At 44.3% G+C, this 11,193-nt stretch carries 9 protein-coding genes; 4 read left to right on the top strand and 5 right to left on the bottom strand.

What is annotated here, in order from left to right:
- Positions 1–914: 914 nt before the first annotated feature.
- On the top strand, positions 915–1,607 hold the full coding sequence (locus EWV66_RS18335) for a pirin family protein (RefSeq protein WP_052276154.1): 693 nt from the start codon (positions 915–917) through the stop codon (positions 1,605–1,607).
- A gap of 60 nt (positions 1,608–1,667) precedes the next feature.
- On the opposite strand, the gene EWV66_RS18330 is transcribed toward EWV66_RS18335, so the two are convergent.
- Positions 1,668–1,910 carry a hypothetical protein gene (locus EWV66_RS18330; RefSeq protein WP_002740673.1) on the bottom strand — a complete coding sequence of 81 codons (243 nt, stop codon included), beginning with the start codon at positions 1,908–1,910 and terminating at the stop codon, positions 1,668–1,670.
- Between the two features lie 405 nt (positions 1,911–2,315).
- Here EWV66_RS18330 and EWV66_RS18325 point away from each other — a divergent pair, with 405 nt between their 5' ends.
- Positions 2,316–2,792 (top strand): hypothetical protein, encoded by a 477-nt coding sequence (locus EWV66_RS18325; protein WP_052276153.1) that lies wholly within the window; start codon positions 2,316–2,318, stop codon positions 2,790–2,792.
- 63 nt (positions 2,793–2,855) lie between these two features.
- Here the strand turns inward: EWV66_RS18325 and crtB are convergent, their stop codons facing one another.
- The 3 genes from crtB to EWV66_RS18310 form a co-directional block, all read right to left on the bottom strand.
- Entirely contained in the window at positions 2,856–3,788 is a 933-nt protein-coding gene (gene crtB, locus EWV66_RS18320; RefSeq protein ID WP_052276152.1) for a 15-cis-phytoene synthase CrtB, read from the bottom strand.
- A 105-nt stretch (positions 3,789–3,893) separates the two neighbouring features.
- Positions 3,894–5,324, bottom strand: a complete 1,431-nt coding sequence (gene pds / locus EWV66_RS18315) for a 15-cis-phytoene desaturase (RefSeq protein WP_072926703.1) — start codon at positions 5,322–5,324, stop codon at positions 3,894–3,896.
- A 63-nt stretch (positions 5,325–5,387) separates the two neighbouring features.
- Positions 5,388–5,603, bottom strand: a complete 216-nt coding sequence (locus EWV66_RS18310) for a hypothetical protein (RefSeq protein WP_158499328.1) — start codon at positions 5,601–5,603, stop codon at positions 5,388–5,390.
- A gap of 89 nt (positions 5,604–5,692) precedes the next feature.
- Here EWV66_RS18310 and EWV66_RS18305 point away from each other — a divergent pair, with 89 nt between their 5' ends.
- Both EWV66_RS18305 and EWV66_RS18300 read left to right on the top strand, forming a co-directional pair.
- On the top strand, positions 5,693–8,473 hold the full coding sequence (locus EWV66_RS18305) for a cation-translocating P-type ATPase (protein ID WP_052276151.1): 2,781 nt from the start codon (positions 5,693–5,695) through the stop codon (positions 8,471–8,473).
- Between the two features lie 4 nt (positions 8,474–8,477).
- Positions 8,478–10,277, top strand: coding sequence for an SLC13 family permease (locus EWV66_RS18300; protein ID WP_287108411.1), 1,800 nt, complete (start codon positions 8,478–8,480; stop codon positions 10,275–10,277).
- A gap of 54 nt (positions 10,278–10,331) precedes the next feature.
- On the opposite strand, the gene EWV66_RS18295 is transcribed toward EWV66_RS18300, so the two are convergent.
- Positions 10,332–10,868, bottom strand: a complete 537-nt coding sequence (locus EWV66_RS18295; RefSeq protein ID WP_052276149.1) for a tetratricopeptide repeat protein — start codon at positions 10,866–10,868, stop codon at positions 10,332–10,334.
- Positions 10,869–11,193: the final 325 nt, after the last annotated feature.

The raw sequence follows: 11,193 nt of genomic DNA, 5'->3' as shown, positions 1-11,193 counted from the left end.
ACTTAAACTAATAAAACGGAGAGGCTATGGCTTTAGAAACTTTCGGAATTTTTGGGTTAGAAGTATGTTATCTTGGCATCTTGTATGTTGATTTAGCATAAAGGGTAACGAAGAGCCATAATTTATTAAGTTTTATTACACTATTTACCCAGGTAAGCGCAGCTCAAACGCTGTTGACAATTCGCCAATTTTGTCAGCCCCTTGCTGTGTAGGCATTTCAAATGATAGCAGTCAATCAGAATAGTTACAAACTCGACCTATTTGGTCGATTGTTGCTTAACAATTGAGAGGGCAAATTCTACCCAAATATACCCAAATCGCCCTCTAGGTTTATTTTGTCAAGGATTGTTAAAATACGCTTACCCTGACTATCTACACTTCCTATCCCTCCTCTGACAGAAAAGGGAGGCTCTCTTAGGTTTGGTGGGTAAAATGTATTCTAAGATACAGTCCTGCTGACGAGCGAGTGGAAGGAACCACAAAGACACAAAGGACACAAAGATTGATCGCTTCTATAGTAAGTTAAACTTATCACACAGAACCTAGAAGAGCCGCTTTGTCTGGCAAGACTCCTACGAATAATTGCTTTTAAAATAGCCTTAGCTTGACAGGAATCAGAATTATTAAGTAGGTAGGTGTTAAAAATTGTCAGACACCCCCCTTATCAAGGGGGGCAGGGGGGATCCCCCCGCCTATCGGCACCCCCCTTATCAAGGGGGGCAGGGGGGATCCCCCCGCCTATCGGCACCCCCCTTATCAAGGGGGGCAGGGGGGATCCCAGTCAAAATCCATAAAATTTAATAACATTGCCATAATGATTACTCCAAGGTAACTATCTGACTTTTAGTGCCTACTTATCATTTTTGGCAATATTTTATAGACTAGGAATATAGAAATAAAAAAGAGGAAAACCGATGATTACTATACGCAAAGCGGAGGAAAGAGGCCACGCTAACTATGGTTGGTTGGATACCTATCATACTTTTTCTTTTGCCCAATATTATGATCCCCAACAGATTAATTTTAGGAGTCTAAGAGTTATTAATGAGGATAAAGTGATTGGGGGAAAAGGATTTCACACCCACGGACACCAGGATATGGAGATTTTAACCTATGTTTTGGAGGGAGAACTAGAACACCAAGACAGTCTCGGCACAGGTTCCGTGATTCGACACGGTGAAATTCAACGGATGAGCGCGGGAACAGGGATAAAACACAGTGAATTTAATCATTCTGCCACTAATCCCCTCCATCTTCTGCAAATTTGGATTATTCCCGACCAAAAAAATCTAGAACCCAGTTATGAACAAAAAGCGATCGCATTTTCTCCCCATACCTTACAATTAATCGCCTCTCCCACCGGTGCCGATAATGCGGTTAAAGTCCATCAAGACGTTAATCTCTACTCGGGAATTCTGCCCCCAGGCCAGTCCCTGACTCATCCCTTAGCTCCCAGTCGTTATGCCTGGTTACAGGTGGCTAGAGGGCAAATAACCCTAAATAGCGTGCATTTACAAGCGGGGGATGGAGCGGCAATTAGCGAGGAAACTTCCTTGGCTATTCAATCTCTAGAAGACTCGGAAATTTTGCTTTTTGACCTAGGGTAGTGGGGTTGAGTGTTAGGAACCCTAGTGGCTAAGTTTTGCCGCCAATTCCCCGGCCGACTTTCAGCCATCAATACTGTCCACCACGCTCAGAAAATCGTTGTGGATTAGCTCGGCGATAAAATTCTCCGGATCGGTGATGGGAACAGTAACGCCTTGGCTGGCTACCATCTGTGCAGCCATCCGAGTCATGAAGTCCTGTCTTGTTTCCGTCATTCTCCCCTGACATTGTTGTAATTTTTCCACCAATTCCAGTGGGGAATCGGCCACCAGTTTATCTCCCTCGCGGGTGACATAAATTGTCATCTTTCCTACCTCCTAAATGATCGGGAACGAGAATTCGGCACTACTAAACCACTTCTTTTCTCGCTATCATTATTGCTAGTTAGTTAGCCCCAGCCTCGTCCGTCTTTCCCTGTTTCCACTATTTTTTCTGGCTTGTCGCCGGGTAATTATTAAGTAGCTGGTTATAATTAAATTGAAAATGGATTTTAGGTTCGATCCCCCCTGCCCCCCTTAATAAGGGGGGTGCCGATAGGCGGGGGGATCCCCCCTGCCCCCCTTGATAAGGGGGGTGTCTGAAAGTTTTTAATACCTACCTACTTATTATCGCTGAAATAAAAGGATAAATTTGTCAATCTTTGTAACGAAAAATCAAGAAAAACTGTTCTGACGGTATCGCCCTGAACCTTTGCGGGGAAATTTGTTACAATAAATACAAAGGGACTCCCTGCGCTGGCTTCCATCCCTAGTAAAAAATTGGCGGGGTGGGGAGCGGAAGTGAATAGTCACGATAGGGGAGGCATTTGTCAGAGTTTCCCGCTTCCTTTAGTTTTAGGGGGAAAGGCCATGAAATCTGCCACATTATTATCGCCAGATCGACCGCTGCCAGAATTTCTCCGGTCAGCTATCCGAGAACGTTTTCCGGGGAAAGCGATCGATGATCTCAGCATCCGCTACTATGAAAGCGTCGAGGATGTGGGGTGGGAGTATTTTAACGATCGGGTATTGCCGTCCTGTAGCGATGAGCCTGTTGTCCGCTATCTTGGCCCATTTATATCCTACGTCCGTCTAGGAGAAGCCCTGGTTTTGGATCGCCAAGATAGCCTTGTGGTTTACGAAACCGATCGAGATGTTCCCTGCACGGAAACCGGACCTTTCTGGTTGGTGACTCCTAAATCGCGCTGAAAAAGCCAACCCTAGTTAAGACTCGACGGGTGGAGTCGGTAAGCGACAAAACCCGTCGCATTTTTACAACGCCTGCGATCGCAGCCAAGCTACGGGTAAATAGAGCATTTTCTTGGCTAAAGGCACGAAGGCACGACGGGCGAAGACATCGTAGTTATTTGCTTCAATTACGTCTAAAATGCCTTGATAAAGCAGTAAAGCCGCCCAAACCGGCCAACGGGAATCGGGATTAAGGGCGCGAATCCCCCTTTCGGCAGAATCATAGTAATAACGGGCCCGCTCAATTTGGAAGCGCATTAACGCCTTCCAACGGTCATCATTAACCCCTTTGAGTAAATCATCTTCGCTGTAGTTAAAACGCTCTAAATCCTCTAAAGGTAGATAAATCCGCCCACGATGGACATCTTCCCCCACATCCCGCAAAATATTGGTTAATTGATTGGCAATACCGAGATCGATCGCTTCTTCTTGGGGAATATAAACGCTTTGATTGCGTCGCCAAGGAGCCGAGCGATCACCATCTTCCAATCCTAAGACCGCGCTGGACATTAACCCCACCGTTCCCGCCACCCGATAGCAGTACAGTTTTAGTTCATCAAAGGTTTGATAACGACTGCGATAGAGATCCATCTGTTGCCCAGCGATCATATCCCGAAAGGGTTGGATATCCATGGGGAACTTTTCTAGAGTATCCACGAGAGCGACATCGGCATCCTCAAGGGCAACCCCAGAAAAGACTGTTTCTAGCTGTTTTTCCCATAAATCAAGGGTTTCAGGTGTAGTTAACCGGGCTTGGGGTCCATCGACCAGTTCATCGGTACGACGACACCAGACATAAATTGCCCAGATCGCTTGACGTTTTGCTTTCGGCATCAGGAGAGTACCGAGATAAAACGTTTTGGAATACTTCTCTGTAATCCGGCGACAGAGTTCGTAGGACTCCGCAAGGGAGACGAGGGGTTTGGTGGGGTGGGTCGGTTTTGGCAATTGGAGCATTCTGCTGGGGCGGAATGATTGACTTAGATTAACGGCGAACTGTGGCTAATGATATAGCATTGTCTCACTCAAGGCCATTTTCGTCATTAGTCCCTAGCCAGAGAATTAACGAGCGCTGGACACTGGTGTAGATTGGGTTTTATTCAGGTTTAGCGGTGCTGCGGGGTGATCTTTGCTGATCACTGCTGCCGCTAATTTCCCCGATAAAACGGCTCCTTCCATGCTTCCTAAATATTTTTGCATGGTATAGTCACCGGCGAGATAAAAATTCTCGATCGGAGTTTTTTGAGAAGGTCGATAAGCTTGTCGGCCAGGGATGGCTTTATAAACCGATCGAGGAGTTTTCACCAGATGATATTTTAACAATTGACTGGGATTATCGCCAGTAAAATGTTGAGGAAAGAGTTTTTCTAATTCTTTCATCGTGGCGGCGATAATTTCTTCATCGGATTTGCTAATCCAATCCTGAGCGGGAGCGAGAACTAATTCTAACATCGAGCGATCGGGGTTAGCGTATTCTTTACAGGTGTTGCTCATGTCAGCATAAACACTGAGTAAGGGCGAACGGGAGAATAATAAATGATCGATGTCGGTTAGTTTGCGATCAAACCAGAGGTGTAGATTAATGACGGGAACTCCTTCTAATCCTTCTAATTTTTGAAAGAATTTATCTTCTTGCCAAGGTTTAGGTAGTAAAACTTTTAAAGGATCTACAGGCATCGCAGACACATAAAGATCGGCTTCAAAAAGATAATCTTTCGCCCCGTCTAAACCGCGCATTAAGAAGGCTTTAACCGTGCCATCTTCATTTAAGAGAATCTCTTTTAAAGGGGCATTTAAGCGCACTTCGCCACCTCTAGCGGTGATGTAATCGACTAAAGGTTGGCAGAGTCTTTCCGTGGGTGAACCGTCGAGAAAAGCCATTTTTGAGCCGTTTTTCTCCTGTAAAAAGCGGTTGAGGGCTGTTAGTAGAATCGTGGCGGAAATCTCGTTAGGATCGATAAAGTTTAGGGCTTTCGACATAGCGATAAATACTTCTTTTTCTACCCTGGGGGGGATGTTTTGTTTCTCTAACCATTCCGACCAAGAATATTTATCCATCTCCTCGACGTAACTTTGGCCTTTAACAATGGCAGGAATTAAACCGAGTCCAAATTTAATTTTTTCCTCCCAAGTTAACATATCATTATTGCGAAGAATGGCAACAATACCGTTAATTGGGGCGGGAATATCGGGGAAGTCAAACCGCGAATAGGTCCCTGGTTTTTCCGGCTGATTGAAGATCATCGAGTGTTCTTTCCACTGTAGGCGATCTTCTATGCCTAATTCTTGGAATAATTGCAGCATATTGGGATAAGCGCCAAAGAAGATATGTAAACCGGTTTCGTACCAGTCCCCATCGGCATCTTTCCAAGCGGCAATTTTTCCCCCTAATACATCGCGACGTTCCAGTACGATGGGCGTATGTCCCGCATCGACAAGGTATTTCGCACAAGATAATCCGGCTAGTCCCGCACCAGCGATCGCAACTCGCATCGTTTCCTATCTACTCTCTAATGTCTTGTCTTTATCACATTCGCTATTATACTTCACATTTCGTTACATTTTTTTCAGCTTATCGAGAAGGCGGTCGGCAGGTGGCAGGAGGAGATAGGGTGATAGGGTGATAGGGTTTTGGGGTGATGGGGTTTTGGGGTGATAGGGTGATGAGACAGCTTCCCCATTTCCCCACTTCCCCACTTCCTTGATAACTGCTGACTGATAACTGGTCACTGATAACTGATAACTGGTCACTGATAACTGATTACTGGTCACTGATAACTGATAACTGATATTGTGATATGTAATTAGCTTAATTCGCTTACCTTTTGAGTTTACGCATACACCCTCTTCAATCGATCGCTATGACTTTTCCCACTACGTCCCCCCAAGTCTCGGAGATAGAGAATAATCGTGCTTGGCATAATTTAACTGGCGAACAAACCCTAGAAATACTGAGAACCAATGGGGAAACCGGCTTAATCGAGGCTGAAATTGTCAAAAGAAAGGATATTTTTGGGTTAAATGAACTAAAAGAAACGGGGGGACGTAGCCCGTTAATGATTCTTTGGGAACAGTTTACTAACATTATGTTAGTGATGCTGATTGCCGTGGCGGTGGTTTCGGCGGTTTTGGACCTGAAAAAAGCGGAATTTCCCAAAGATGCGATCGCTATTTTTACAATTGTTATTTTAAACGGTATTTTAGGATATTTACAGGAAAGCAGGGCAGAAAAGGCTTTAGCCGCCCTTAAGCAGTTATCCTCGCCGAAAGTCCGGGTTATCCGTAATGGTAGCACCTTTGAAGTGGCGGCCAAGGAACTTGTCCCCGGGGATATCATGTTACTGGAAGCGGGGGTACAAATTGCCGCCGATGGCAGATTATTAGAAGCACAAAATCTGCAAATCCGGGAAGCTGCCCTGACGGGGGAAGCGGAATCGGTGAATAAACAAGCACAGAAGGTTTTACCGGAAGATGCCTCTTTAGGCGATCGCATTAACCTCGTCTATCAGGGTACAGAAGTAGTACAAGGACGGGGGAAAGTGGCGATTACCAAGACGGGAATGGATACGGAAATCGGTAAAATCGCCGCCATGTTACAAGGAGTAGAAAGTGAACCAACTCCCCTACAGCAGCGAATGTCGCAGTTAGGTAACGTTTTAGTGAGTGGTTCCCTAGCTTTAGTGGCTGTAGTCGTGCTTGGGGGCGTAATTCGCTTCGGTTGGCAGTTTTTTGAGTCACTACTAGAAACTTCCCTCAGTATGGCTGTGGCCGTTGTCCCCGAAGGTTTACCGGCAGTGGTAACGGTGACTTTGGCAATTGGAACCCAAAGAATGGTGAGAAGACAAGCTTTAATCCGTAAATTGCCGGCAGTGGAAACCTTAGGTTCGGTAACGACGATTTGCTCCGATAAAACTGGAACTTTAACTCAAAATAAAATGGTGGTGCAGAAAGTTAATACTTCCGAGCAGACAATTACTGTCACGGGGGAGGGTTACGCGCCCATCGGTGAGTTTAGTGGTGCTAGTGAAAGTGATCCCGAACTACAGGCAATTTTAACGGCTTGTGTCCTGTGTAATGATGCACTTTTGCAGAATCAAGCTCAAGAATGGTCAATTTTAGGCGATCCCACCGAAGGAGCTTTACTGACGTTAGCGGGTAAAGGAGGACTATATCGGGAAGCATTGGAACCAAAAAGCCCTCGTTTAGGCGAATTTCCCTTTTCTTCCGAAAGAAAGAGAATGTCAGTAATCTGTGAGAATGCTCAGTTAGGTTTGGGTGATTCTACCTATTTGATGTTTACCAAAGGCTCACCGGAATTAATTCTCGAACGTTGTTCTCTGATCCAAGTTGGGGCGGAAAGTCAACCCTTAACAAATGAACAAAGAAGCCGTATTTTGGCACAAAATGACGAAATGGCGGGTAATGGCCTACGAGTCTTAGGTTTTTCCTATAAACCGATGACAGAAGTGCCAGAAGCGGAAAGAGAAGATAGTGAGGAACAATCCCTGGTTTGGTTGGGATTGGTGGGAATGCTCGATGCACCCCGCAAAGAAGTTAAAGAAGCGGTTGCCCTCTGTCGTCAAGCGGGAATTCGTCCGATTATGATTACCGGAGATCACCAATTAACCGCCAAGGCGATCGCATTTGAATTAGGCATTGCTGCCCCCGGAGAGCGAGTAATCACGGGTAAAGAATTAGAAAAAATGTCTCAGAATGACCTAGAGGGAGAGGTAGATGGTGTGAGCGTCTATGCTCGCGTTTCTCCCGAACATAAGCTGAGAATCGTCCAAGCCCTGCAAAAACGGGGCAAATTCGTCGCCATGACGGGGGATGGAGTCAATGATGCTCCGGCACTAAAACAAGCGGATATCGGTATCGCCATGGGGATTACGGGAACCGATGTCAGCAAAGAAGCCAGTGATATGATTTTGCTAGATGATAACTTTGCCACCATCGTCGCTGCCACTGAAGAAGGGCGCGTGGTTTACAGTAACATTCGGCGCTTTATTAAATACATTCTCGGCAGTAATATTGGCGAGGTTTTAACCATTGCTGCGGCTCCTTTAATCGGTATGGGGGGTGTACCTCTGACTCCCTTGCAAATCCTCTGGATGAACCTTGTCACCGATGGTTTACCGGCTCTGGCTTTGGCAATGGAACCCGCCGAACCTAATGTGATGAAACGTCCACCTTTTAGCCCCCGGGAAAGCATTTTTGCTCGCGGGTTGGGTTGGTATATGATTCGCATCGGCATCGTCTTTGCCATTCTGACCATTATTATGATGTACTGGGCTTACCAATATACTCAGGCAACCCCCGAAATCGGAGATCCTGGACGCTGGAAAACCATGGTATTTACTACCCTCTGTTTAGCACAAATGGGTCATGCTTTGGCGGTGCGTTCCCATACCCAGTTAGCTGTGCAAATGAATCCCTTCTCTAATCCTTACATTATTGTCGCCGTGGGCTTGACAACGATCCTACAATTGTTGTTAATTTATGCTCCTCCTCTACAAAACTTCTTCGGTACTCAATGGATTAGTGGCACGGAATTATTAATCTGTTTTGGATTTAGTGCCTTAATGTTTGTTTGGATTGAGTTAGAGAAGTTGTTTATTCGCTGGTTCATGACGAAAAAATAAATCAATGCCAACACCAATTATTCTGACTTTAACGGTTTTAGTCGTTGCTTTAGTCGCTTTTGTGGCGGAATGGCTACCGGTAGATTTAACCGCTTTATGCGTGGCGATTGTCCTGATTCTTTTGGGTTTAGTTACTCCCGAAGAAGGTATCGCCGGATTTAGTAATTCTGCCACGGTGACAGTGATGGCGATGTTTGTGCTTAGTGCCGGAATTACCCGCACGGGAGTGATTCAAGTAATCCGCGATCGCTTGCTGGTTTGGGGGGGCAAAAGTCCCCACCAACAGGTATTTGTACTAGGGGCATTAGTAGGGCCAATTAGTGCTTTTATTAATAACACGGCAGTGGTGGCGATCTTTTTACCCATCGTTGAAGATTGGTGTAAAAAACAAAAAATTTCCCCTTCTAAGTTATTAATTCCCCTTTCCTACGCCACGGTTTTAGCGGGGATGATTACCGTGGTGGGAACTTCTACAAACATTCTCGCTAGTGGTATTTCTGCCAAGCTGGGTTATGGGCAATTTAGCTTATTTCAATTCACTGCTTTGGGGGTAGTAACTTTTTTGGCAGGTTTGATTTATTTAGCAATTTTTGCCCCGAAATTATTACCCGATCGCAAATCTTCCACCGGGGAATTTTTGGACGATGATTATGGTTCTAAAGTATATCTGAGTGAGGTAATTATTAGCACTCGTTCTAATCTTATCGGTCAAACTTTATCCGAAAGTGGACTACAAAGAAAGTTTGATTTTGATGTGTTGGAATTAATCAGGAATAAGGTACATTTACCCCAACCTTTAGCTGATAAAGTTCTCAATGCTGGCGATATTTTAATCGTTCACAGTAGTCGGGAAGAACTATTAAAGATTAAAGATGAACGGGGATTAGAAATCTTTGCCGATGTCAAATTTCAGAAAGAAGATATTGAATCGGCAATTACTACAGGTGAGGAAAAATTAGCCGAGGTTTTGATTCTCTCTAATTCCCGTTTAATTGGGACAACTTTAAAAGATTTGAAATTCCGTCAGCGTTATAACGCAACGGTTCTAGCGATTCGGCGTGGTTCGGAATTACTGCAAGGAAGATTAGGTAAAATTCCTTTAAAGTTTGGCGATTTGCTCTTAGTTCAGGGACCAAAACAGAGTTTTGTGGGGTTACAAACTACGCGAGAATTATTAGTCTTAGAAGAGAAAGACATCGAATCCCTGCGAAAGGATAAGGGAATTATTGCTTTAATAATTACTTTGTTGGTGATTATTATTGCCGCTTTTGATATTCAACCGATTCTCGTCACCAGTTTAGTTGGAGTGGTTTTAATGGTAATTACTGGCTGTCTAAAACCGGGGGAAGTCTATGGTTCCATTCGTTGGGATATTATCTTTTTATTAGCGGGTTTAATTCCCCTGGGTACTGCCATGGATAACTCAGGAACGACTAAATGGTTAGCAGATAATTTAGTGGCTATCGGCGGCAATCTTTCGGGGTTTTGGATCTTAGTTTTCTTCTATCTAATTACCTCAGTTTTAACTGAAATCCTCTCTAATAATGCTGCCGTCGTGTTAATGATTCCCGTCGCCGTGGAAGTGGCGAAAACTTTGGGTTTAAATCCTTTGGCTTTTATGTATGCTGTCACCTTTGCTGCTTCTAATAGTTATCTAACACCAATTGGCTATCAAACTAATACCATGGTTTATGCACCAGGCGGCTATAAATTCCTCGATTTTACCCGTTTGGGTGCGCCCCTAAATTTAATTTTGACGATTTTAACCCCTAGTTTAATTGTCTTGTTTTATGGCTTGAAATAAAGAAAGAGATCGAAGAATCTTCGATCTCTAAAAAGAATTTGATAGTAGTCAAAACTATTTCGATTCAGCGAAGCGTTTACGCAGGGATTCGGCTCGCTTTTTGGCTACGGTATTATTAGGATCAAATTTGAGAGTTTCTTCGTAGGTTTCGAGAGCTTTTTTAGCCATTTGTTTCTTTTCGTAAACATTGCCAAGATTATTGAGAGCGATCGAGTATTCAGGATAAAGTTTAATTGCTTCTTTGTAGTTACGAATCGCTAATTCTAATTGTTCTTGGGCAAAATAGGAAAAACCGAGCGCATTGTAGATTAGAGCTTGATTTTCTGGTTCGATGCTTTCTTCCCCAGAGATTTTTAAAGCCTTTTGTAGTAAACTCAAGGCTTGAACATAGAGTTTTTTATCGAGATAAAGACTCCCTAATTCATAGTAATCTTTAGCCGTACCTTTTTCTTTTTGCAATTTCTTTTGTAGCTTGTTAAAGGTTCCTTCCACTCGACGGGTTTTAAAGATTTGCACGATGACAAAAATTCCTAAACCAATCACGAAAATTAGCAATCCAGAAACGTAAATAAGCGGCAGGGTATCTTCCATAATTAGCGATCGAGCAATTAATATTTTTATACTTATTCAATCAGATTATAGCAGGATTTAGTCAGTTATCAGTGATCAGTTATCAGTGATCACTGATCAGATTTGAGTTTTCAGTTCACTGTTCACTGTTCACAGCAAAAAACTCCCCACTTCATAATTCATAATTCTCACACCCCACACCCCACACCCCACACCCCACACCCCACACCCCACACCCCACACCCGTTACAGTAGAGCAGGAAGTCGCCTTCCCACCCCCTGCTTCAAAACCGGACTTACGACTTTCGCCGTATCCGGCTCCTGAGTAACTAGGCTACTGTCATTA

This window comes from Microcystis sp. M_OC_Ca_00000000_C217Col (genome assembly GCF_007095585.1).
Lineage (GTDB): Bacteria > Cyanobacteriota > Cyanobacteriia > Cyanobacteriales > Microcystaceae > Microcystis > Microcystis panniformis.
Note: the sequence above shows the minus strand (reverse complement) of the source record. Positions and strands in the feature narration are given on the sequence as shown.

Bases quoted from the DNA above. Each gene is read 5' to 3' on its own strand.
- EWV66_RS18335 (WP_052276154.1), top strand. From the start codon at position 915: ATGATTACTATACGCAAAGCGGAGGAAAGAGGCCACGCTAACTATGGT.
- EWV66_RS18295 (WP_052276149.1), bottom strand. From the start codon at position 10,868: ATGGAAGATACCCTGCCGCTTATTTACGTTTCTGGATTGCTAATTTTC.
- EWV66_RS18330 (WP_002740673.1), bottom strand. From the start codon at position 1,910: ATGACAATTTATGTCACCCGCGAGGGAGATAAACTGGTGGCCGATTCC.
- EWV66_RS18300 (WP_287108411.1), top strand. From the start codon at position 8,478: ATGCCAACACCAATTATTCTGACTTTAACGGTTTTAGTCGTTGCTTTA.
- pds (WP_072926703.1), bottom strand. From the start codon at position 5,324: ATGCGAGTTGCGATCGCTGGTGCGGGACTAGCCGGATTATCTTGTGCG.
- EWV66_RS18305 (WP_052276151.1), top strand. From the start codon at position 5,693: ATGACTTTTCCCACTACGTCCCCCCAAGTCTCGGAGATAGAGAATAAT.
- crtB (WP_052276152.1), bottom strand. From the start codon at position 3,788: ATGCTCCAATTGCCAAAACCGACCCACCCCACCAAACCCCTCGTCTCC.